Annotated in this window: 23 protein-coding genes; 13 read left to right on the forward strand and 10 right to left on the reverse strand. The window is 50.1% G+C overall.

What is annotated here, in order from left to right; translation table 11 throughout:
* Positions 1 to 154: 154 nt before the first annotated feature.
* The 6 genes from ACUVQO_RS11725 to cobT all read left to right on the forward strand — a co-directional run bounded on the left by ACUVQO_RS11725 (position 155) and on the right by cobT (position 4,417).
* Positions 155 to 466, forward strand: coding sequence for a BMC domain-containing protein (locus tag ACUVQO_RS11725; protein WP_445926059.1), 312 nt, complete (start codon positions 155 to 157; stop codon positions 464 to 466).
* Between the two features lie 84 nt (positions 467 to 550).
* Positions 551 to 910 (forward strand): carbon dioxide-concentrating mechanism protein CcmK, encoded by a 360-nt coding sequence (locus ACUVQO_RS11730; RefSeq protein ID WP_233744233.1) that lies wholly within the window; start codon positions 551 to 553, stop codon positions 908 to 910.
* Between the two features lie 34 nt (positions 911 to 944).
* The gene (locus ACUVQO_RS11735; protein ID WP_445926060.1) at positions 945 to 1,874 is read left to right on the forward strand and encodes a glutaminase; all 930 of its coding nucleotides are present in this window, start codon (positions 945 to 947) and stop codon (positions 1,872 to 1,874) included.
* Between the two features lie 95 nt (positions 1,875 to 1,969).
* Positions 1,970 to 2,347 (forward strand): hypothetical protein, encoded by a 378-nt coding sequence (locus ACUVQO_RS11740; protein WP_445926061.1) that lies wholly within the window; start codon positions 1,970 to 1,972, stop codon positions 2,345 to 2,347.
* Positions 2,347 to 3,195 (forward strand): DUF2232 domain-containing protein, encoded by an 849-nt coding sequence (locus tag ACUVQO_RS11745; protein WP_445926062.1) that lies wholly within the window; start codon positions 2,347 to 2,349, stop codon positions 3,193 to 3,195. The genes ACUVQO_RS11740 and ACUVQO_RS11745 overlap by 1 nt, the downstream gene beginning before the upstream one ends.
* Positions 3,196 to 3,223: 28 nt before the next feature.
* Complete coding sequence (gene cobT / locus ACUVQO_RS11750) at positions 3,224 to 4,417, forward strand: nicotinate mononucleotide-dependent phosphoribosyltransferase CobT (RefSeq protein ID WP_445926063.1); 1,194 nt, start codon at positions 3,224 to 3,226, stop codon at positions 4,415 to 4,417.
* 18 nt (positions 4,418 to 4,435) lie between these two features.
* Here the strand turns inward: cobT and ACUVQO_RS11755 are convergent, their stop codons facing one another.
* Positions 4,436 to 4,810, reverse strand: a complete 375-nt coding sequence (locus ACUVQO_RS11755; protein ID WP_445926064.1) for a hypothetical protein — start codon at positions 4,808 to 4,810, stop codon at positions 4,436 to 4,438.
* An 857-nt stretch (positions 4,811 to 5,667) separates the two neighbouring features.
* Here ACUVQO_RS11755 and ACUVQO_RS11760 point away from each other — a divergent pair.
* On the forward strand, positions 5,668 to 6,678 hold the full coding sequence (locus ACUVQO_RS11760) for an NAD-dependent epimerase (protein ID WP_445926065.1): 1,011 nt from the start codon (positions 5,668 to 5,670) through the stop codon (positions 6,676 to 6,678).
* A 487-nt stretch (positions 6,679 to 7,165) separates the two neighbouring features.
* Here ACUVQO_RS11760 and ACUVQO_RS11765 read toward each other — a convergent pair whose 3' ends face one another.
* Positions 7,166 to 7,762, reverse strand: a complete 597-nt coding sequence (locus tag ACUVQO_RS11765) for a 2'-5' RNA ligase family protein (protein WP_445926066.1) — start codon at positions 7,760 to 7,762, stop codon at positions 7,166 to 7,168.
* Between the two features lie 115 nt (positions 7,763 to 7,877).
* On the opposite strand from ACUVQO_RS11765, the gene ACUVQO_RS11770 reads away from it, so the two are divergent.
* Both ACUVQO_RS11770 and gyrA read left to right on the forward strand, forming a co-directional pair.
* On the forward strand, positions 7,878 to 8,144 hold the full coding sequence (locus ACUVQO_RS11770) for a YciI family protein (protein WP_445926067.1): 267 nt from the start codon (positions 7,878 to 7,880) through the stop codon (positions 8,142 to 8,144).
* A gap of 159 nt (positions 8,145 to 8,303) precedes the next feature.
* On the forward strand, positions 8,304 to 10,955 hold the full coding sequence (gyrA, locus tag ACUVQO_RS11775) for a DNA gyrase subunit A (RefSeq protein ID WP_445926068.1): 2,652 nt from the start codon (positions 8,304 to 8,306) through the stop codon (positions 10,953 to 10,955).
* 19 nt (positions 10,956 to 10,974) lie between these two features.
* On the opposite strand, the gene ACUVQO_RS11780 is transcribed toward gyrA, so the two are convergent.
* The 3 genes from ACUVQO_RS11780 to ACUVQO_RS11790 form a co-directional block, all read right to left on the reverse strand.
* Positions 10,975 to 11,925 carry an AAA family ATPase gene (locus ACUVQO_RS11780; RefSeq protein ID WP_445926069.1) on the reverse strand — a complete coding sequence of 317 codons (951 nt, stop codon included), beginning with the start codon at positions 11,923 to 11,925 and terminating at the stop codon, positions 10,975 to 10,977.
* A gap of 112 nt (positions 11,926 to 12,037) precedes the next feature.
* A complete protein-coding gene (locus ACUVQO_RS11785; RefSeq protein ID WP_445926070.1) occupies positions 12,038 to 13,207 on the reverse strand; it encodes a DUF4350 domain-containing protein in 1,170 nt (389 codons plus the stop codon).
* Complete coding sequence (locus tag ACUVQO_RS11790) at positions 13,204 to 13,791, reverse strand: DUF4129 domain-containing protein (protein WP_445926071.1); 588 nt, start codon at positions 13,789 to 13,791, stop codon at positions 13,204 to 13,206. The genes ACUVQO_RS11785 and ACUVQO_RS11790 overlap by 4 nt, the downstream gene beginning before the upstream one ends.
* 152 nt (positions 13,792 to 13,943) lie before the next feature.
* Between ACUVQO_RS11790 and ACUVQO_RS11795 the strand changes: the two genes are divergently transcribed.
* The gene (locus ACUVQO_RS11795) at positions 13,944 to 14,558 is read left to right on the forward strand and encodes a hypothetical protein (RefSeq protein WP_445926072.1); all 615 of its coding nucleotides are present in this window, start codon (positions 13,944 to 13,946) and stop codon (positions 14,556 to 14,558) included.
* Positions 14,559 to 14,601: 43 nt separating this feature from the next.
* Here the strand turns inward: ACUVQO_RS11795 and ACUVQO_RS11800 are convergent, their stop codons facing one another.
* Positions 14,602 to 15,045 carry an Rrf2 family transcriptional regulator gene (locus ACUVQO_RS11800; protein ID WP_445926073.1) on the reverse strand — a complete coding sequence of 148 codons (444 nt, stop codon included), beginning with the start codon at positions 15,043 to 15,045 and terminating at the stop codon, positions 14,602 to 14,604.
* A gap of 252 nt (positions 15,046 to 15,297) precedes the next feature.
* Here ACUVQO_RS11800 and ACUVQO_RS11805 point away from each other — a divergent pair, with 252 nt between their 5' ends.
* Positions 15,298 to 15,732: a hypothetical protein gene (locus tag ACUVQO_RS11805; protein WP_445926074.1), complete on the forward strand. Its 435-nt coding sequence runs from the start codon at positions 15,298 to 15,300 to the stop codon at positions 15,730 to 15,732.
* A gap of 8 nt (positions 15,733 to 15,740) precedes the next feature.
* Here ACUVQO_RS11805 and ACUVQO_RS11810 read toward each other — a convergent pair whose 3' ends face one another.
* Positions 15,741 to 16,178, reverse strand: a complete 438-nt coding sequence (locus ACUVQO_RS11810; RefSeq protein WP_445926075.1) for a nuclear transport factor 2 family protein — start codon at positions 16,176 to 16,178, stop codon at positions 15,741 to 15,743.
* 123 nt (positions 16,179 to 16,301) lie between these two features.
* Positions 16,302 to 16,823 (reverse strand): orange carotenoid protein N-terminal domain-containing protein, encoded by a 522-nt coding sequence (locus ACUVQO_RS11815; protein WP_445926076.1) that lies wholly within the window; start codon positions 16,821 to 16,823, stop codon positions 16,302 to 16,304.
* A gap of 162 nt (positions 16,824 to 16,985) precedes the next feature.
* On the opposite strand from ACUVQO_RS11815, the gene queG reads away from it, so the two are divergent.
* Positions 16,986 to 17,951 carry a tRNA epoxyqueuosine(34) reductase QueG gene (gene queG, locus ACUVQO_RS11820; RefSeq protein WP_445926077.1) on the forward strand — a complete coding sequence of 322 codons (966 nt, stop codon included), beginning with the start codon at positions 16,986 to 16,988 and terminating at the stop codon, positions 17,949 to 17,951.
* Between the two features lie 177 nt (positions 17,952 to 18,128).
* The gene (locus ACUVQO_RS11825) at positions 18,129 to 18,836 is read left to right on the forward strand and encodes a hypothetical protein (protein ID WP_445926078.1); all 708 of its coding nucleotides are present in this window, start codon (positions 18,129 to 18,131) and stop codon (positions 18,834 to 18,836) included.
* A 283-nt stretch (positions 18,837 to 19,119) separates the two neighbouring features.
* Here the strand turns inward: ACUVQO_RS11825 and ACUVQO_RS11830 are convergent, their stop codons facing one another.
* Both ACUVQO_RS11830 and ACUVQO_RS11835 read right to left on the reverse strand, forming a co-directional pair.
* Complete coding sequence (locus tag ACUVQO_RS11830) at positions 19,120 to 19,824, reverse strand: sugar transferase (protein WP_445926079.1); 705 nt, start codon at positions 19,822 to 19,824, stop codon at positions 19,120 to 19,122.
* Between the two features lie 119 nt (positions 19,825 to 19,943).
* On the reverse strand, positions 19,944 to 21,116 hold the full coding sequence (locus ACUVQO_RS11835; protein WP_445926092.1) for a glycosyltransferase: 1,173 nt from the start codon (positions 21,114 to 21,116) through the stop codon (positions 19,944 to 19,946).
* Positions 21,117 to 21,138 lie beyond the last annotated feature (22 nt).

Genomic DNA, 21,138 nt, shown 5'->3' on the forward strand with positions numbered 1-21,138 from the left:
CGATCTTGGGAAGCCCGCACCGTATGCGTAGCATTGGTGTCGGGAGGATGTCACGCAATCCTCTCAATATAAAATCACTTATGGCTTTCCATCCAAAAGGCAAGAAAGGCGCGTAGAATGAGGTTTGGGTTGATATATGTTCTGGGGAATTGGAATGCCGCTTGCCGTTGGAGTAATTCAAACAGACGGATTTCCTCCCGTTCTGGCCGCTGCTGATGCGATGGTCAAAGCGGGACGGGTGACGCTCGTCTATTTTGGGCTGGCAGAGCGAGCCGAGTTTTTGGTGGCGGTTCGTGGCCCAACCGCCGAAGTGAGAGCTGCGGTTGCGGCTGGCATTGAAGCGGCGGATGCCACACCTCCAGGGGAACGATTGGTGTCCCATTACATTGTCCCGAATCCACCAGAGAATGTAGAAGCAGTGATGTCGATCGACTTTACTCCGCTGGTAGAAAGGTTTCGGGTTTAGGAATTAGGAATTTAAGGCTCTAACTCAAAGTTACTAATTCAAAATTCATAATTTTCAAAGTGTTGATTTTCGGAGACATGTGTAATGCCGCAAGCGGTTGGATCAATTGAAACAAAGGGATTTCCGGCTGTATTAGCTGCTGCTGATGCGATGGTGAAAGCCGGTCGGATTACTCTGGTTGGTTACATTCGAGCCGGGAGTGCTCGCTTTACCGTCAATATTCGCGGAGACGTGTCGGAGGTGAAGCGGGCTGTTGAGGCTGGTGTGGAAGCGGCCAGTAATGTGGAAGGTGGCACGGTAGAAACCTGGGTGATTATTCCCAATCCCCACGAAAACGTGGAAGTGGTGCTGCCGATCGGATTTAACGACGATGTGGAACGATTCCGCATGGCAGTAGAAGGACGGCCTTTGCTGGGCGCACCAAGTGGTAACCCTGGACAGTAGCTGCAACTAAATTCCCTCCTTCATCAGCCTGATCATGGCGCAAGGCTCTCATGCATTTTCAGGTTCATTTGACCCATTGCAGTGGGATGTTTGGGTCACGGCAGCAAAGGCGTTGGTACATCAGGGCCGCATTCCGGACTATATCCCTAGCCTGGGAAAAGCCAATCCTGATTGGTTGGCTATGCAACTTCATCTGGCGGATGACTGTATTTATCAGACGGGCGAAGTAGATCAGCCCTTTGTGCTGATGAGTGTCATCAAGCCCTTTGTGCTGTTGTATTTGTTGGAATACTTTGGGACAGAGGTAGTTTTTTCCTGGGTTGGGATGCAGCCCTCGGAGTATTCGTTTCATTCTATCCAACAGCTAAAAGCCGATCGCGGATTTCCCCGCAATCCCATGATTAACAGTGGGGCGATCGCGCTGGCAGGACGCATTCCGGGCCATGATGGGACTTCTCGTTGTGCCGCCTTGTGTCAGTGGTTAAACCAGTTATCGGGGGCGCGGTTGTTTCTGGATGCAGCCATGCTGGTATCTGTGCGCTCGGTGGGCAATGAAACCAACCGGATGATCGCGAGGATCCTGGCTCAGGCGGGTTATTTAGACTCCATTGATCTGGCCCTCGATACCTATAATCAGATTTGTTGTCTGGCAGGTACGGTGGATGATCTGGTGCGCCTGGGGTTGTTACTGGCCCGTTCTCATCAGCAGATTGCCAATGCCCATCGTCGCATCGTGAATGCGTTAATGCTGACCTGTGGACTTTATGAAGCCTCTGGTGCTTTTGCCGTGAGAATTGGACTGCCAACTAAATCCGGTGTCAGTGGAGCGCTGTTATCGGTCATTCCAGGAGTGGGGGCGATCGCCTGTTACAGTCCGGCTTTAGACTCCAGTGGTAATTCCCTGGCTGGATTGTTCCTTTTAGAAAAACTCACTCAAGAGCTAGAACTGAGTATCTTTGGCTGAATAAAACTCTTTCTTAGTGTCCAGGTGGAGAAAGCAGATCAAGGATAAGTTAAAAAGAAGAGGATCAGGAAAACACAATGCTGTGGATGGTTTAGATGATTGATTTAAACAGTCTGTTACATTTCTCCCATATTCACTGTATAGCGATTTGCAGCGCGTTGGTGCCGATCAATCTGCTGGCTACCCTGCAAACCCTTCTATTGCTTGGGTTAAACTGTCCACTCTCCTCAATCTGGGGGTCTGCCGCGATCGCGACTACGGCAGCAATGATCATGGTGCTCCACGTCTTAAGCTGGTTTGTGATTGGCGTGGTCATGCTGCCAACTTTCATCCTGCTGGCTTTGGGTGCAGTTTGTTTGAGTATCAATGGGTGGGCTGTGAGCCATCCTCAAAGTTTGAAAAAGTTAATTGAAGGGGTGACGCATTGGAGTAAACGCTCTTTGCAGTTGGTCTTTCAGGGAGTTGGAGCTTGATGAGTGATTCTTCCCAGACTGATCCGGCAGAGAGAAGTCATCCCGGTTCTCAACTTGGCCCTTCTGAACAGAATGCTGCCCCCTCTGCAGAACCATCCTGGGAAGACGTAGAACAGGAACTATCTTTGCCTGATATTTCTACCCATTCCGCCAATCAGGAGGTGCTGACACCCGATCGCAGCCAGCCATCTTCCACTCTGCGATCGTTTGATCGCTCCAGTCCCCTGATCATGGTGGAGACAGCCTTTCTGGCCAGTGCTGCCAGTCTCATCTGGTTGGTGAATTTCTACTTTCCCCTGGGGCCAGTGCTGAGAGTCTTTTTTCCCATCCCGATCGCCCTCATCTATCTCCGCTGGGGCAGTCGAGCCGCCTGGATGGGTGCTCTGGTGTCCGGCTTACTCCTGAGTGTGTTGATGGGACCTCCCCGTAGCCTGCTGTTCATCATGCCCTTTGGTCTAATGGGGGTGTTGCTGGGTCAGTTGTGGCGACGGAGAGCCAGTTGGGCAATTTCCATTGCCCTGGGCAGCATTCTCGGTGCCTTTGGTTTTTTCTTCCGGGTCTGGTTGGTTTCCTTGCTGCTGGGTGACGACCTGTGGCAATACGCTACGATTCAGGTTACAGATCTGGTCGATCGCATTTGTGTCTTTTTTAATATTTTGTTTCAACCCAGCTTGGGGGTAATTCAGGCGATCGTCATACTCATGGTCATCCTCAGCAACATCGTGTATCTGTTTGCCGTCCATCTGGTGGCCTGGTTGCTGCTGGATCGCCTGGGTAATCCCATTCCTCGGCCTCCCAAGTGGGTGCAGGTGCTGATGGAGTATGAGGATAGAGAGATAGCCAACTGAGTGATAAAGGATACATGACGCAGGACGAATGACTGAGAACAGCCCTCTATTTCCCTTGATCCAGCTTTATACAAAAATTTCTCAAGGAGAGTGCTGGCTGCGACAATATCAGGGAAAACGGCCTCTGCTGGCGTGTGTTCTGGGATTTACAGAAACAGGACTGATTCCAGGAATTTCAGCGGCGGGGGCTACTCCAAGCGATCGCCGTTACACTGCGATCGCAGATGCTGAGTTTCTCTACAATGGCCCCCAGCCTCATCCTGTCTATCCGTTGCCGCCACTGCAGGCAGGCGCTTCCCCTGTTCTCATTTCCAGAGCGGTTGTCGAGCAGCAAGATTTACCGATTTATATCTTTAACGCCGGACTGCCTCAGCCTCCCGCAATTCCCCATATTGATTTACAGGGAACTCCCGCCCGTTGTTTGAGCAGTGGCCAAGCTTTGGAGCGGGCGATCGTAGAGCATTTGTTCCAGCAAGGCTTAAGGTGGGGAGAAAAACTGGCAACGGAAGTAGGCACGGGTTATTTGATTCTGGCCGAATGTGTGGTCGGAGGCACTACAACAGCCCTCGCCGTCCTATCCGGCTTAGGGATCCCAGCCATCGGAAAAGTTAACAGCAGTCATCCCACCTGCAACCACGACCAGAAGTGGGCGCTTGTTCAACAAGGCTTACAACGCTCGATCTGGAATTCTAACCCTCCTTCCCTCCCGATCCCCGATCCCCGATCCCCACTTTCTCTCCTCGCCGCCATCGGAGATCCCATGCAAATTGTGGTCGCAGGCATGACGATCGCGGCCAGTCGCTGTTGTGGAGTGTTGCTGGCTGGAGGGACTCAAATGCTGGCGATCTATGCGCTGGCTCAAGCGATCGCCCGGTCTGAAGCCCTCGACTGGCAACCGGAACAAATCGTAGTTGGCACAACTCGCTGGGTGGTAGAAGATCCAACCGGGGATACGATTGGACTGGCAACTCTGGTAGGAGCAGTTCCTTTGATGGCTACCCAATTGAGCTTTGCGACCGCTCGCTGGCCCCAATTACAGATGTATGAAGCGGGATTTGTGAAGGAGGGAGTGGGTGCAGGAGGATGTGCGATCGTGGCCAGCCTGTATCATGGATGGGGACAGCCCGAACTATTGCAGGCGATCGAAGACCTTACAGAGCGGTATCAACAAGTAACCCGCAATCGGCCTAGCCTCTACAGCGACAGTACTAATAGTGAATGACTAACATGTAACGAATGACTAATAATGAATGCGCTGAGAAATAAGCTGCTCCTCTAGAGCGGCAATCCGGCTATAAGCTGCCGTTAATTGAGCCGTTAAGCGCTGAATTTGAATTTCCGGTGACAGTTTTCTCTCAGAACTTTGTAATGCTGCGTCCAGACTATCTCCATCGACCAGCACATCCTTGTGCTCTAGAGAAGCATCCAGGCTACTCACCCCCTTATAGGAGCGGTAGTTGATTCCCGTCTCAGAACTTGTGTAGGAAGTCCGATCGGATGCAAACTTACATTCAGACACAATATCTGACACCCGGTTACTCACCTGCTCAATCAGTTGATATAACCCATCAACCTTGGCGCTTAAGATATTAAGCTGCTTCTGCAAGGTATCCATGTCTTACCACACTTACCCTTATTAGTTCTCAAAACTCATTGTATGGAGTTAGGAGATGCTGTTCTCAGTATTCCTGAATCATTTAACGTTTGATGAAACTCTTAAAAATCTAGTGAAATTGCACTGGTTCTATTTTGTCAGTCATGAAGGAAAAGAGTAAAGCGAATCACTTTTACAGAGCAAATTGGAGCCAGAATTCTTATAACAGCTTTACGGTAAGTTGTCTGACTGACTTCTAAAAATCGATCTCAAAGTCAAGGTGAACAGCACCAGCTTAGCTTTCTGCTTTGTGCTTTTAGTGACACAGGGAATAAATTACAAGATTGTAAATACTCCTTTCCGAAGATTTTTTGGATTTTACTCTGAGTAAATTACATCTACATCGATAAGGGCAGTTGATAGCATGAGTTTATAGAAGAAAAAGCTTTCGCTTTCTAGCTTGATTAGTTCAATCTTAAACCTTGTCCAAGCCCAGAATAGTCGTTTTTCCATCAGAAAAACGACTATTCTGGGCTTGGTTTAGAGGGCGTTTGAAAAGTATCTGGCAGTTAAAACCGCGACTACACTCACCCAGTCTGCCACGCAGACTCAATACAATCAAGATTTTTAGTAACCTGCGTCGGTAGGTTTTCTCGGTATACCCGTGACTTCAGTCGCTAGGGGGATTAGAAAGATGTTTACAGGGCTTTAAGTAAAGTCCACCTCTTTTCAGGGTGGGATGTAACTTGTAGGATAGGTTGGCGATCTCGGAACCTATGCTGTTCAACGCTTGAGCTTTGGACAAGAAAGCCGTTTTGTCTGAGAATAACCCCTACGGATGTCATGCTGAGCAATGCGGTGTATGGAGTGAGCGAATAATGCATATTTTGGTTACTGGGGTCGCTGGATTTATTGGCTATCACCTGGCGCAACGGCTGTTGCAAGACGGCTTTCAGGTTTACGGAATTGATAATTTGAGTGACTATTACGATGTCAGCTTGAAAAAAGCGCGGTTGTCGCAACTGCAACCGCAACCAGGATTTACCTTTCAATACCTGGATTTGAGCGATCGCTCTGGTATGGCCCAACTATTTCAGGAGCATCGCTTTGACTGCGTGGCCAATCTGGCGGCTCAGGCAGGCGTACGCTATTCCCTGGACAATCCCTGGACTTACATTGACAGCAACGTCACTGGATTTGTGAACTTGCTGGAGGGATGTCGCCACCAGCCAGTGAAACATTTAGTCTTTGCGTCCTCCAGTTCCGTCTATGGAGCCAATACGAAAGTGCCGTTTGCGGTCAGCGATCGCACTGACCACCCTGTTTCCCTGTATGCCGCCACTAAAAAAGCCAATGAACTGATTGCCCACACCTACAGTCATCTTTATCAAATTCCCGTTACCGGACTGCGGTTTTTTACTGTGTATGGCCCCTGGGGACGACCAGATATGGCCTATTTTAAGTTTGCCAGAGCAATCACCACAGGCCAAGCGATCGAAGTCTACAACTATGGTCAGATGCAGCGGGATTTTACCTATATCGACGATATTATTGAAGGGATCGTGCGCATCCTGCACCAACCTCCGCAAACAAGCTTGTTGTTAACCAGTCAAAGTGCAGAACAGGTAAATAGCCAGGCCCTGTACCGGATTTATAACATTGGCAACCACCAGCCAGTTGAACTGCTTACCTTTATTCGCATCTTGGAACAGGCTCTGGGCAAAAAAGCAGAACTAAAATTGCTTCCCCTGCAAGCTGGGGAAGTGTTAACAACTTATGCACAAGTGGATGAACTGACCCAAGCGATTGAGTTTGCCCCCTGCACCCCGATCGAGCAAGGGATCCAGCAATTTGTGAATTGGTATCAGAGCTATTACCGCCTGTCTTAACGACCGGCTTTAACAACTGATGGACCCACCGTTCAATAAAATGTTGCCGTATGCTTTGGAAACTGCTGCTCGTTGAGAGGCGCTTGAATCGATGGCATAATCGGCCAGGTGCGCTCTCGCGTCCACGCAGGGGACAATTAAAGGTGGATGTTGTGAGGGGCCGTCTGCCTGAACGGAATTAGAAAAACTAGAGCCGTATTGCATATCGTTTCCTGAAGTAGCAGGTGATTGAAAGAGTTGACAATGAAATTCAGATAACTACACCCCATGCTTAATCCACAAAATTCTGATCACGATTTTGCAGACTCATTATGAATATAACGTGAATCTGTTAGTTACTAATATTAATAGCGGATAAAGTCTGACTACAGAAATGATACAAATTCCTTAACCGTTCGAGGTACCCTTTTAGAGAGAGAACCGGGCAACCCAGGACAGATCCCCGTCAGGGTGCCTGTTGAGAAAAGATGGAAGGCTTTATATCGTTTCAGGGCTTTTCAGGGGGGCTGAAGGGGAACTCCTGGCAGATTGTCCAGCGTTGTCCGTTATGACTTAACAACGTCAGGCTGGAGGCTAACCAGGAGAAATGCAGCGATCGCCCCTGGAATTCTGGCCATGCGGCTTTGAAAGCCTGTTGCGTCAAATCTCGAGAGGCTACCGTTATGTGAGGTGCAAAAGGACGAGTCTTGTCTTTTGGATTAACAATTCCCAGATTGGCTTCCAGATCGGCTAGGAGCGCTTGTTGCAGATGCAATAATTCTGCTGTTTTTAAAACATTGATATAAATCACTCGTGGAGGAAATGCAGCAAAACCCTGCAAGGTAACGGAGAACGGAGATTGAGCCAGAGCAAAGATACTCAAATGTTGCTCTAGCTGGGGCAAGTTTTCAACTGGCCACTCAAAAGGCGGTTGCAGGGTAATGTGAGGAGGTGATTTTTGAGCCGCACGACTGTTGTAGCGATCGCTAAAATACTGCTTGATTTCATTGGCATAGTCCTGAATCTCACGGGACGGCAGCAAGGCAATAAAAAATCGTTTCTTACCCGTATTCATGCTCTGGCTGTCAGTTCCATCAATCGCCATTGCGATCGTAGCAATCCTTATAACAAATCGTTTAGAACAACACTTCACCCTGTAGCAATGCAGTACAGAATAGGGAGGATTTGAGCATTAATGAAAATTTTTTAGGAAACTAAAAATGCCCTGGTTTGTGAAAATTGAAGCAGGAATTGTAGATAAGGCTACATTCGATCAGTTTGTACCTGCCCACAAAGAGTTTGTTCGCACCCTGATTGCTAAAGGGCATCGGGCAAAGTCAGGTTACTGGGGTTGTCGGGGGGGAGGCATGATGCTGTTTCAGGCTGCTTCGATGGATGAAGCCCAGGCGATCGTTGCGCAGGATCCACTGGTGGTGAATGGATGTGTGAATTACAAGCTGTATGAGTGGCGGGTAGTGGTGGAGTAGGGGATCGGGGATTATCGGCCCACGAGAATGACCCTTCTATGATAGGATTGATGGGTTATTGAGCGCTTTTTCGCGGAGCGATCGGGGCGGTATCATAGCTGTCCTCGTTCTGAGCTTCAATTGGCGCTGCACTATCCCCTTACCAGAGGGCCTTAAAGTATGACTTTTTCCCAGGAGCCGCCTCAGGATCGCATCATCCCCACAGATCTACGCAACGAAATGCAGCGGTCTTACCTGGAATACGCCATGAGTGTGATCGTTGGGCGGGCGCTTCCCGATGCCAGGGATGGCCTCAAGCCTGTACATCGTCGCATCCTCTATGCCATGCATGAATTGGGTTTGGCCCCCGACCGCCCCTTTAGGAAGTGTGCCCGTGTAGTGGGGGAAGTGTTGGGTAAATACCACCCCCATGGTGATACGGCGGTTTATGATGCCTTGGTGCGAATGGCTCAGGATTTTTCCATGCGATCGCCACTGATTGACGGCCACGGCAACTTTGGCTCGGTGGATAATGACCCTCCTGCGGCGATGCGATACACTGAGTGCCGTCTCCGCCCCCTGACGCGGGATGCCATGCTGCAGGATATCGAGTCGGAAACGGTTGATTTTGTCGATAACTTTGATGGCTCCCAGCAAGAACCGATCGTTCTACCTGCCCGCATTCCCCAATTGCTGCTTAACGGTTCTTCGGGAATTGCTGTAGGGATGGCCACCAATATCCCACCACACAATCTGGGGGAGTTGATTGATGGGCTGATTGCCTTAATTCACAATCCCGAAATTACGGATCAGGGATTGATGCGGTACGTGCCAGGGCCAGATTTTCCCACAGGTGCCCAAATTCTCGGTACCAGTGCCATCCGGGAAGCTTATACAACCGGACGGGGTTCGATCATTATGCGAGGTGTGGCGACGATCGAAACCATTTCCCATCGTGGCAGACCCGATCGAGAAGCAATTATCATCACTGAATTGCCCTACCAGACCAATAAGGCAGCTTTGATTGAACGGATTGCCGAGATGGTGAATGAGCGCCGGCTAGAAGGGATTGCGGATATTCGGGATGAAAGCGATCGCGATGGGATGCGGATCGTGATTGAACTGAAACGCGATGCCTATCCCCGTGTAGTCCTGAATAATCTTTACAAGCAAACACCCTTGCAGGCCAACTTTGGGGCCAATATGCTGGCCCTGGTGAACGGTGAACCCCAACTGCTGACCTTAAAGCAATTCCTCAACGTTTTCCTCGACTTTCGCATCGAAACGATTACGCGCCGGACTCGTTATCGACTGCGGAAAGCCGAAGAACGCGACCATATTCTGCAGGGGTTGCTGGTGGCTCTGGCGAATCTGGATGCCATTATTGAAACAATTCGTCATGCCGCTGATGCTCCTATCGCCCGTCAGCAGTTGATTGAACAGTACGAACTGTCAGAAACACAAGCAGATGCAATTCTGCAAATGCAGCTGCGGCGGCTGACCGCTCTGGAAGCCGAGAAAATTCATCAGGAGCATGAGGACTTGCAACGCCAGATTGCTGACCTGCAAGACATTCTGGCCCGTCGAGAACGCATTCTCAGCATTATTGAAACGGAACTGAATGAACTGAAGGCCAGCCATGCCACTCCCCGCCGCACGGTGATCGAGCAGTCAGAAGATGAACTCGCGGATGCTGATCTGATTGCTAACGAACGGGCGGTGATTTTGCTGACCGAACAGGGCTACATCAAACGCATGCCCCTTAATACCTTTGAGTCTCAGAACCGGGCCACACGCGGTAAAGCTGGTACCCGGATGAAGGAGGATGATGCCGTTGAGCATTTTCTGGCTCTGCGCGATCATGACAGTGTGCTGTTCTTTAGCGATCGCGGTGTTGTGTACTGCCTCCGGGCTTATCAAATTCCGGTAGGTTCCCGCACCTCTCGCGGCATCCCGATCGTGCAACTGTTGCCTATTCCCGTAGATGAAAAAATCACCTCCATCATTCCTGTCACCGAATTTACGGAGGATGAGTATCTGGTGATGTTGACTTCCAAGGGCTACATTAAAAAGACTGCTCTGGCAGCCTTCAGCAATATTCGGGCAAACGGTTTAATTGCCATTTCGTTGGAAGAAGGGGATCAACTCCGCTGGGTACGCCGCGCTCGTGCTGAAGACACGATCATCATTGGTTCCAGCCAGGGTAAATCCATTCACTTCCGGGCCGACCATGAGCAACTTCGGCCTCTGGGACGAGCTACTCGCGGCGTGCGGGCAATGACTCTACGACAGGGTGATAGTTTGATTGGGTTGGATATTTTACCAAGTGACATTGTGGCCAACCTGGCTTCTGCTCTGGAAGTGGATAGCGGTACGGAAGACGAAACGACCGAAGAAGAAACCCTGGAAGCCACTGTTCCTACTGGCCCCTGGATGCTCACGGTAACAGCGGGTGGCTATGGCAAACGGGTTCCAGTCGCTCAGTTTCGGCTACAAAATCGGGCAGGCATGGGAATTGTCGCTACGAAGTTCCGCAAGGCGGGCGATCGCATGGCGGCCCTCCGGATTGTTAATACGGGCGATGAGCTGATGATGGTAACGAATCGGGGTATTATCATTCGTCAGCCCGTTAGTGCCATTTCCTGCCAGTCCCGTGCTGCTTCGGGGGTTCGTCTGCAACGGTTAGACGAGGATGACGAAATTGTTGCTGTGACCCTGGTTCCGCTTGCCAATGAAGATTCCTCCGATGAAACCTCTCTAACGGACGATCAACCTGCTGGGGAGGGCGCAGCAGTAGCGGCTGTGCTGGATGAAGAGGCTGGAGAAGAATAACTGTTGGCCCAGGTGCTCTTTAGCGGGGCACCGCAACCTGACTCAGCAACGTTTGGATCACACTATCTACTTGCAGGCCATTTAGCTGAGCTTCAGGACGCAAAATCAGGCGATGTCGCAGAATAGCAGGGGCAACAGCTTTAATATCATCTGGGGTGACAAAATCCCGATGGGCTAGCCAAGCCTGTGCTCTGCTGGCCTGCAACCAGGCAACTCCGGCACGGGGGGAGGCGCCCAGCGACAAGTCGGGGTGCTGCCGCGATCGTTGCACCAAAGCCAGCAAATAATCCACTAGGGCAGCCGTTACTGTCACAGCCCGAATCGCCTCCCGTGCGGCCAGAATTTGTCCAATGGACAGAATGGGTTGCAGTTGTGCCAAGTCCAGTCGTTTAGTTTGCAATCCGGCTTGACTCTGTAACAGCATCTGCCGTTCTGCTTGCGCGTCTGGATAGTCCACTAGCAGTTTGAACAAAAACCGATCCAATTGAGCTTCCGGTAGGGGATAGGTGTCTTCAAACTCCAGGGAATTCTGAGTGACAATTACCCAAAATAGCTCAGACAGCGGCAAACTTTGTCCATCCAGGGTTACTTGTTGCTCTTCCATAGCTTCCAGAAGGGCTGCTTGAGTTTTCGGAGGGGTACGGTTTACTTCATCCGCCAGCAGTACCTGGGTGAAAATTGGCCCTTTTTTCAGTATGAAATTGCGCGTGTTCAGGTCAAAAATATTCGTCCCTAAGATATCTGAGGGCAGCACATCTGGGGTAAGTTGAATCCGTCGAAACTCCGCTTGAATCAGTTGCGCGATCGCCTTTACCAGCAACGTTTTGCCCGTCCCCGGCACCCCTTCCAAAATCACATGGCCCCCGGCTAATAAAGCCACTATTAACTGCCGCACCAGGGCATTTTGTCCCACGATGATTTGGCTGAGGGTTTGGGAGAGGCGATCGAAGGGAGTAGTGGGAGAGGGCATGGGTAGGGTTGAGGGGGGTGGGTTGATGAGATGACCGGATGAGTGGGAAGAGCAGTTTAACTCATAACTCAAAATTCACAATTCACAATTAAAAACTTTCACCTCTCATCTCCTAACTCTTAACTCTCAACTGTCTCTTTACCATTTGCATCTGACCGACCCACCTCAACAGGTCTGGCTCACTGATGCGACGGTGACGATAGGCCGTTTTGAGAAGGGCAGAGAGGACTTCAGAAGAATGCCCCGTTTGACGTTCCCAGGCTGTGCTTAGGGTATCGGGAGGCAGGGGAAGGGTGCCTAATCCCAAAGCTTGTTGTATCTCAAGTTGTTCGGCTTTACCCAGCGTTTCTAACACAAAGTCACTACAGCCAGCTTTATGCAACACTCCAGCCAGGGCTTGAATATAAGCTTCACTATTGTCCTGGCTTGGATGAGGAACAATATCAGGAGGCCCCAAATGGCGATTTTGCCCCCACAGAAGGACAAGCAGCATCACAAAAGCCTGAAGAGCCAGTAAGGAGAGGGGGGTGTTCAGCAAGTAGGTGAACAGCGATCGCTCAGCCCCCGCGATCGGATTGCCTGCCTCATCTTTAATGGGCGGATCTTGATAACCATGCATATATTCGTCGATCCAGATGGGATGACCGGGTTGGGTCACCAGTTCTGTCAGAAATCGATAGTTGGCTGCAAAATCCTGATAGGCGTTGGCCGCCAGATAGGGGGTTGAAGCATAGATAATGGTTCCTTTGCCCAGCGATTCAGTCCAGACGACGGCTCCAAAAGTATCTTGCAGCTTGGGTTGTAAGGAGGATTGCCCTGCGATCGTAGCCCGCCGACTGGTTTGAATGCGAACTTTTCCGGTTGGACTGTCCAGATCAGACGTAAACGGAGCGGGAGTGGCAGACGGATTCACACCTAACAGAATTAAGGTGTTTCCGGCTTTGACCCACTCAGGTTCGGGGGACAGTGGTTCTAAGCCATTACTAATGCGTACCAGAGTGAGATTACCAGAAAGGAGAGAGTTTTCAGGAATGGCATAACGCTGAGCTACAGGGCCGGATGGGTTGAGTAGAGCCTCTAGGGGTTTTTGCCAACGGTTTACGGGTGTGCCTCGCTGTTCCATCAAGGTGTACCAGGCTCCATAGCCATCGGGAGCGCGACTGTAAGTGGAGCCTCGCTGACGCAGGTTGCCGCTGCTGGGAGCCAAAAACAGGGTGAGCAGAATTAGGGCGGCCAGGGCGATCGCCAGAAAAGCCGTTTGTCTCCGGGTCAGTTGCATCATCCAGGGTCGATCTCCTGGTAGGCCCGCTCACACTCCTGGAAGATTTGTTGAGAAATCTCGCGATCGCCAAAGCACAGCCGTTCGTGAGTCTGGAACAGGATCTGGTAGGGACGAGCGTTGGGCAACGTTTGCAAAAGCTGCCAGTACTCTCCATCCGTGCGGCTAAATTGGGCCGGAATCAGTCCCTTGTCATCCAGTTTCTGGAGGGTGGCCAGATACAAGGCTCTACAGGCTTCCTGGTAATTGCCCTGCTGTGCAAAGGTGCGCGATCGTCCTAACCATTGACTCACGCTCAAAGATTCCACCGCGATCGATGGCTCGGAAGGGTTTGGTAGGCTGGGTCGACTGAACCAGTAAGGGGCAATGTAAGGACGCAATAAGATAGACAGTTGCCAACCTATCCACACCGTCAATAGGGCCGCCATGATCCAGAAGGCTGACCTGAAGAACCACTCCGGCAATGACCAACCAGAGTTGGGGATGCGGTTGGAACTGGGCAACAGGCGATCGAGCCATTCGGCAATTCGCATTTGGAGCAGTTGGATCTGCCAATCAATACTGTTCGTTTCAAAGGTGCCGGACATGGAGATGGAAGAGTTTTGTTTCTTCGCTTCTGCCAGATTATAGAAAAATTACTGTCAGAAAAAGAAACCCTTGTAGAATAAATCCGTCGAATCTCAGCAAATCTCAGGCAGAATGGGAGGCGAGGAGAAGACCAATAGAACAACCCAGACTATTGGACAGACGTATCGGTGAGATTGGACGATCGGTGACCTTTAACAATGTATTAGCTTTAATCAAAACCCTGGCAGACTTAATCGTATATGTCTGGATGTTTTCCCTGACGATCGCGCTGTTGCTGGGCAAAAGCCTTAATCATCTTGGATACACCTTTCGGACGCTACCAGGGCTATGGAGTCCCCCCGTTTTAGAACCCATTCATCAATCCTCCCGGTTTCCGATTGAGCAGGCAGAAACCTTTCTTTTATTAGGAGGATTACTTCTGATGCGAGGCACCCGCGACTTTGTAGTTGTGACCCTAATTGCTTTGCTGGTGGACTGCCTGAATGGCCTATTCCTGATTCGGTTGCATAGAAACTTGAGAAGCAACAATATTTTATTTACCTACCTGGGTTTTCTTCTGTTTCGGGGCTACTTTGAAGTCGGAATTATTGCATTCCTGATGACAATTCTGGTAGGTTGCCTCTGCAGTAAAATGCTTTGGGGAATGGTGCCACTGGCTGGAGACACAGTCTGGAAAGGCCATCTAGCCAGCTTTGTCAGTGGTGCTGTAACCGCTCGCTTTTTGGATGCGATCGCATCGCTACTACCAGTCAGTAAATTGTGGTGAGGATGCTGAAGGGAGCTACACCCACCCGTGCCAAGGAACCCCTTTATACGACAAAACTCGAGGCCTGTCCCTGCGACGCTTGCCAGCTCCGGGCATCGAAATACAGGTCTTCCAGAGAGATGCTGTACAGGGCTTCTTTTAATTTCTGGTGAAGGCGGTTCCACAGAGTAAACGTCACCCAATCTTCGGCCTGGGAATCATCTGGAGTGTGATGGGGTAGGGGATCAATGCTTTCTCCCACGGCCTCCAAAATTTTACCTAAAGAAATCTGGGCTGGAGGACGAGCTAACTGATAACCGCCCTGAGCACCGCGCACAGAAAGTACTAACCCTGCTCGACGCATTTCAATTAACAATTTTTCTAAATAGGGAGCCGGAAGATCCTGCCGCTGGGCGATCGCTTTCACCGAAGCAGGCCCATAACCTGGTTGCAGGCTTAAGTCCAGCAGTGCTTTCACGCTGTAATGCCCACGAGTAGTTAGTTTCATGCCATTTATGAAGTGTTACCAGGCTAATTTACGCTCTGCCTTGAGTGAAGCAAAGTAACAAAGATAAACGTTTTAGAACAGTTCGAGAACTTTTGCTAAGTTTAGTTGCACTTAAGGAGTCAATATTAAATACTTATACACAAGCTAAACCCAGGCCAGCCAGAAAACTCGAAGTTTCCCTAAGAGAAGCTGCAGTTCTGGGCTTGGACAAGATCTAAATTCAGTCTACATCACAGCATTCCAGTACTCCCTATGTTGCAACTGTTTCCTCTGGCTCCGCGCTATCGTCTGGATGATGAGCAGCCCTGGTTGGAAGGAATTGATCCTAGTCGTCACTACTGGATTAGGGTCAACGGTCATGCAGACCTGATCGTTGCTATTCCAGGATTGGCCTTTTCCACAATGGACGCATTCCGGGAAACGATTCTGGCCTTTCGCAGTTTGCAGCCTGGGAAGACGATGGCGCTGAGTAGAGCCGCTAGTACTTGCACCATTCACTGCATCAGTCAGAACTGTTATGCGATCGCGACCGAGATCGCTGGAGCGCCCATCTGGCATCTGTTTGATCAAGAAACTCTAGAAAGCCTGTTGATGACGGCTCATCCAGACTGGAAGTGCTCTCCCAAAGATGTTGATCTGGGTCGCCGCATGTTAGCCCGTTCCTGGAACCTGAAAGTTGCAGCTTAGAAGATAGATTATTGTCGCAGGTAGATGAGTTCTTGGAGAGAAGCTAGGAGGTTTACTTTTGTAATAAAAATTTCTTGAGTGGGACTGAGGATAAATAACCAGGAAACATTCACTGAAAACCAGGGAGTATGCACCTTGCCACCGATCAAAAACTCAGTACAGCCGTTGTCCAGTAAAGTGGATACTCCATGCTGAGGTTCCAGAATAAAGCCCTTTGCTTCCTGCTCTAGGTAGGCCGCGATCGCCGCTGGCCCAACCACATCTGGTTCAAACGGAGGCCGCAGAGCGCCATCCCTGGCAAAGAGCTGACTGGTGGCCTGGAAGTCCCCATTATTGAGCGTCTCAAAGTATTGCAAAATCACAGGATTGTCAATGCCCGCGATCGTTCCTTGGACTTCAATCTGGGCTGGGCTAACCGATTCAGGGGACGCATTCATAGTGTTCATAGTGATACACCTTTTAAACATAAAGGGGAAGTAAGATTGCCCCGCCTACTTCCCCGCTTTGATTCTGGACTGAGAGGTTGAAGGAAAACCCAATTCTAGAAAATGTACCCGCAGGATGAAGACTTAGGCAGATAGGGGATCAACACCCATATCCACGACCAGTTTCCGCAGAGCGGTGATCTGTTGACCTTTATCCAGAGCCTTCAAGTCAATCAGAACTTTTTGAGCTTCGGGAGATGAAACATAGTCAGACGGCATGGGAATCACAATCCCTGCTCGCATCCATTCCGCCAATTGATACCAGAAAGCCAGCTTGGTATTCGCACTGAGAACACCATAGGAGCGGGTTTCGGGAGTGCTGCGGTTGTTGATCAGATCCCGCATGAACGCCAGCTGCTCACTGAAAGACATTTGTTTCACCTGGGTCATTAGCCCTTCCGCAAGCTGTAAGCGTGCTGCGCCAGGAGCAGCAGCCGTGACATCACTGCCCATAGATGTGTAAACATACCAGAGCAGAGCCAGTTGATCATCAACACTCAGACGTTTGATCTTAGAAACCACGGCAGGAACTTCATTGGCTCTGTCTACAGCTGCCAGATAAGGATTCGCAAAAATAGACTGATTAGATTCTGTTGTGAAGGACATAGGCTCTCCTGAGTATTGAGACTGTTCTGTGTTCACTCGTTGACTAAAGGGGATGCCCAATCGCCTGATGGCACATATCGAAGCAACCGACAGTTACGTTATAGCAAGATTTATATACAAATTGCAATTTAACTTTACAAATTGTTTGCCTAGATAAAACTTATGGATCCTGGAAGTATGGCTGAAGACCCCACCGCCCGAATTAAACAAAAGGCTTTGGAGCTTGGATTTCACAAGGTTGGCATGGCTGCCGTGGGCGCGTATGGCGATCGGGCTGAGGCCAATCTCCAAACCTGGCTGTCTCAGGGCTACCACGCAGATATGCAATGGATGAAAAACCCAGCACGGCAGGACATCCGCCAGATCATGCCAGAGGTGCAGACCGTAATTTGTGTGGCTCTCAATTACTACGCTCCTGTTACACGACCAGGCGGCCAGCAATATGCCAAAATCTCCCGCTATGGTTGGGGAGGGGACTATCACAAGGTGTTAGCCAAGAAACTAAAAGCCCTGGCGAACTGGCTGACAGAGCAAGGAGAAGACATCCAAGTACGCTACTATGCCGACACTGGACCAATTCAGGATAAGGTCTGGGCACAGCGGGCTGGACTGGGGTGGATTGCCAAAAATGGGAACTTAATTACCCGTGAGTACGGTTCCTGGGTGTTTTTAGGAGAAGTGCTAACCAATCTGGTATTAACGCCCGATCGCCCCCATACTACCCACTGCGGCACCTGTACCCGTTGTCTGGAAGCCTGCCCTACGCATGCGTTTCCCCAGCCCTATGTCGTGGATGCCAACCGTTGCATTGCCTATCACACGATTGAAAATCGAGATGCTGTGTTGCCACCAGAGATTGCGTCCCATCTTCAAGGTTGGGTAGCGGGCTGTGATATTTGCCAGGATGTCTGTCCCTGGAACCAACGATTTGCTCAACCTACTACTGAAGCTGACTTTTACCCACGTCCTTGGAATGTTACCCCAACGTTAAAAGAACTGGCTTTTTTAACGGATGAAGAGTATGAGCGGCGGTTCACAGGTTCTGCTTTGCGACGGATCAAACCCGCCATGCTGCGTCGTAATGCTCGTTATGGATTAGTGCATTTGCACAGGAATGAGAGTGAATAGTTAAAAATATCTGAGTTTATTGAGAAAACCTTGGAAAATTGTTACATTGCTTAATAAGCGATGTAACATACTCAGTTCAGTGCCAGTTGGAAAACCCAGAGTTTCTCGCTCAAAAGAACTGGAACTCTAAAACTGCTTCAGGTTTATTCGCCGCCCTCTTACGGTGTTCTGGATTGTATGTCTCTCCAACCCTGTTCCCCCACTCAGATTAGATCATCTTCACTGCAGCGGCTGCAGTCCGAAAATTTTGAGTTGCGGCAATATCTGGAAGCCCAACGCAGGGTGATTGCGTCTCTAGAACGCCGTGTAGGGCGATCGCTGGAATCTCTGGGCGTATATGTTCAATCAATCACAGCTGCACCAGACACAGGCTCTCAATGGCAGTCCTCCATCACTTCCATTCAAAGTGAAGTCGATTCCCTGTGCGACCTGCTCTCCGATGCCATGCTGCTCCAGAAACTAGAAGCGGGTAAGGTTCAACCAAAACTGGAACCGTTGGAATTAGAGCCGTTACTCAATTGCGTCAGCCGCCACCTGTTGGAGCCCAGAAGCCAGGATCCGGTGCGCCTGATTTGTGAATTTGGTGCCTCTATGCCCAGAATTTGGGCCGATCAGGAACTGACCGAAGCGGTCTTGACTGATCTACTGGCGCGAGGCTTACGCTATTCAGACCCCACTTCAGCCGTTGTGCTGGGAGTCGCTTCCGTAGATAACTGGGTTCACTTGTATGTGACGGCTCAACGGTTTGCCCCTATTGGTAATCGCGATTTTGCCACTGAAATTGTTTTATGTTGCCGCCGTATCGAAGTACAAAAGGGTAAAGTCACCTGTCATCAACGACCAGACGGTTTACAAACGGTAACAATCGCTTTGCAAGCAGTTTAAGAAGAAGGCACAATCGTCTGCTAGAAGGTGATGTGGCTATCAATAGCTCCATCTGAGATCAAGCGATCAGGTATGGTTGAGAATGGTACAGCTACGATCGCGATCAGGGTTGCGGTAACCTAGACAAAAGTCGCCGCGATCGCGTTTAACCAACGCTGTTTGATGGTTGATGCTTTTCTAAACGATTGGAACTAAGGGCGCGGAATTATGCGCCCTTGTTGTCTAAAACGTTGTGGAGCGATCGGCTGAGGCGATCGCTTCAGAGTTTGACTATTCTCCTGGATCAATACGCGCCGTTATCTTTGGGAAAAATGACCACACCGATCGTTTTTACCATGATCGCCAGATCCATCCAGAAGCTGCGATAACTGGCGTAATACACATCAATTTGTACCCGCCTGGGATAGGGAATATCATTGCGTCCCGAAACCTGCCATAGCCCTGTGATTCCTGGGCGCACCGTAAGCACTCGATCCATATATTTCCCATACTTGGGAAGTTCTTCCACCACCAGCGGACGAGGCCCTACCACACTCATATCCCCTTTTAAGACATTCCAAAATTGGGGAAACTCATCCAGACTAGTCACCCGCAAAAACTGACCAATCCAGGTGATTCGGGGGTCTCGCCGCAGCTTGAAATTGTCTTGAAACTCCTGACGCAGCCGGGGATGAGTTGCCATCATCTCCACCAGCATCTGATCTGCCCCATCCACCATCGTCCTGAACTTGATGCAGTTGAAGCGCCGATAGTGTCGCCCTACCCGTTGCTGGACATAAAAAACGGGGCCACGCGAACTCAGAGCAATCAGCAGAATCAGAATCAGGTACAGCGGAGAAAAAACGATCAAAACAGTCAAGGAAAAGCAAATATCGAACAGTCGCTTGGCTGTGTCCCCGTGCAGGAAATCAATTAGAAACGGCACCAAGCCGCGTCTAAGAATTGCACGAACTGACTTGCCGGAGACGAGTTGACTTTCCGCAGTCATTTTACTCCTTGCGTATCCACACCACACACAGTCCTGATCATAAAGCCATCGACCTCTTCTAAGCTCTCTTTAGTTCCAATTCAGTAAAAATTTCTTAAGTAAGTCAGGATTCTTGGGGATCAGGCTAGAAAATTTGTCCGAAATTCTTGATAACAGCGTTCCAAAAACGTCAGGTACCGCTCTTGAAAAATTTTGGGATTGAAGAGTCCAGCGTGCGATCGCAAGAGATCGGCCTGGAACTGGGATTCGTAGGATTCAAACACCTCGATAGCCTGTATCACCTCTGCTTCAGTCTGCTGCTGGAATAAAACACCCGTTCCCTTTTCGGGATGCTGCCGGATATCACGCACGGTTTCCAGAGTACCCCCAGCCCCGAAGGCAATCACAGGAGTACCGCACGCCTGAGCTTCCACCGGAGCAATACCAAAATCCTCATAGGCGGCATAGACAAAGGCTTTGGCCTGGGCCATGTACTGAGCCACAACTTCATGCGGTTGCCAGCCCAAGATCTGCACATTCGGTTGGGCGATCCGGCGAATTGACTCTAGCTCTGGGCCTTCACCGATGACAACGAGCGATCGCCCCAGTTGGTTAAACGCCCGTACGATCAGGTCAATTTTTTTGTAGCTGACTAGACGAGATACGGTGACATAAAAGTCTTGTTTCTGGGTTACGAAGGGAAAGCGATCGGTATGAACGGGAGGATAAATCACCTCGGCAGGGCGACGGTAACAGCGCCAGATGCGACGGGCGGTATGGCGAGAATTGGCGATAAAGTAATCCACCCGGTTCGCAGTTAACACATCCCATTGGCGTAACCGATGCAGTAAGTAACGGGTCAAAATACCAGGAAGTCCCTTTCCCGCCCGACTACTGTTTAAATAATCAAACGTCAAGTCCCAGGCGTAGCGCATCGGGGCATGACAATAACAAACATGAAGCTGATGAGAGCCAGTTAGCACTCCCTTGGCGGCTACATGAGAGGACGACAGAATGACATCATAAGCCCGTAAATCGAGTTGCTCGATCGCCAGGGGAAGGAATGGCAAATATTTCTGTACTCCTTGTTCAGCAAAGGGAAAGTGTTGGAGAAAGGTCGTTCCAATCCGGCGATTAAATAGATAGCTATTGGGATTTCGAGACTCAAAGTCAATCAGGGCAAACAAGTCCGCATCCAGCCACTGCAGAATTTCCTGCACAACCAGTTCAGATCCACCCGTGGCTTTTGGAGTCAGCCACTCGTGAACTAGCGCCAATTTAAGATCCGTCAAAGCCGAGCGATCGCCCAACACTGTCTGCAAAGCTCCAAAATCC

The sequence above is a fragment of the Leptodesmis sp. genome (assembly GCF_052746595.1).

Coding starts and splice junctions, on each gene's coding strand:
- ACUVQO_RS11725 (WP_445926059.1), top strand. CDS start 155: ATGCCGCTTGCCGTTGGAGTAATTCAAACAGACGGATTTCCTCCCGTT.
- ACUVQO_RS11730 (WP_233744233.1), top strand. CDS start 551: ATGCCGCAAGCGGTTGGATCAATTGAAACAAAGGGATTTCCGGCTGTA.
- ACUVQO_RS11735 (WP_445926060.1), top strand. CDS start 945: ATGGCGCAAGGCTCTCATGCATTTTCAGGTTCATTTGACCCATTGCAG.
- ACUVQO_RS11740 (WP_445926061.1), top strand. CDS start 1,970: ATGATTGATTTAAACAGTCTGTTACATTTCTCCCATATTCACTGTATA.
- ACUVQO_RS11745 (WP_445926062.1), top strand. CDS start 2,347: ATGAGTGATTCTTCCCAGACTGATCCGGCAGAGAGAAGTCATCCCGGT.
- cobT (WP_445926063.1), top strand. CDS start 3,224: ATGACTGAGAACAGCCCTCTATTTCCCTTGATCCAGCTTTATACAAAA.
- ACUVQO_RS11755 (WP_445926064.1), bottom strand. CDS start 4,810: ATGGATACCTTGCAGAAGCAGCTTAATATCTTAAGCGCCAAGGTTGAT.
- ACUVQO_RS11760 (WP_445926065.1), top strand. CDS start 5,668: ATGCATATTTTGGTTACTGGGGTCGCTGGATTTATTGGCTATCACCTG.
- ACUVQO_RS11765 (WP_445926066.1), bottom strand. CDS start 7,762: ATGGCGATTGATGGAACTGACAGCCAGAGCATGAATACGGGTAAGAAA.
- ACUVQO_RS11770 (WP_445926067.1), top strand. CDS start 7,878: ATGCCCTGGTTTGTGAAAATTGAAGCAGGAATTGTAGATAAGGCTACA.
- gyrA (WP_445926068.1), top strand. CDS start 8,304: ATGACTTTTTCCCAGGAGCCGCCTCAGGATCGCATCATCCCCACAGAT.
- ACUVQO_RS11780 (WP_445926069.1), bottom strand. CDS start 11,925: ATGCCCTCTCCCACTACTCCCTTCGATCGCCTCTCCCAAACCCTCAGC.
- ACUVQO_RS11785 (WP_445926070.1), bottom strand. CDS start 13,207: ATGATGCAACTGACCCGGAGACAAACGGCTTTTCTGGCGATCGCCCTG.
- ACUVQO_RS11790 (WP_445926071.1), bottom strand. CDS start 13,791: ATGTCCGGCACCTTTGAAACGAACAGTATTGATTGGCAGATCCAACTG.
- ACUVQO_RS11800 (WP_445926073.1), bottom strand. CDS start 15,045: ATGAAACTAACTACTCGTGGGCATTACAGCGTGAAAGCACTGCTGGAC.
- ACUVQO_RS11805 (WP_445926074.1), top strand. CDS start 15,298: ATGTTGCAACTGTTTCCTCTGGCTCCGCGCTATCGTCTGGATGATGAG.
- ACUVQO_RS11810 (WP_445926075.1), bottom strand. CDS start 16,178: ATGAACACTATGAATGCGTCCCCTGAATCGGTTAGCCCAGCCCAGATT.
- ACUVQO_RS11815 (WP_445926076.1), bottom strand. CDS start 16,823: ATGTCCTTCACAACAGAATCTAATCAGTCTATTTTTGCGAATCCTTAT.
- queG (WP_445926077.1), top strand. CDS start 16,986: ATGGATCCTGGAAGTATGGCTGAAGACCCCACCGCCCGAATTAAACAA.
- ACUVQO_RS11825 (WP_445926078.1), top strand. CDS start 18,129: ATGTCTCTCCAACCCTGTTCCCCCACTCAGATTAGATCATCTTCACTG.
- ACUVQO_RS11830 (WP_445926079.1), bottom strand. CDS start 19,824: ATGACTGCGGAAAGTCAACTCGTCTCCGGCAAGTCAGTTCGTGCAATT.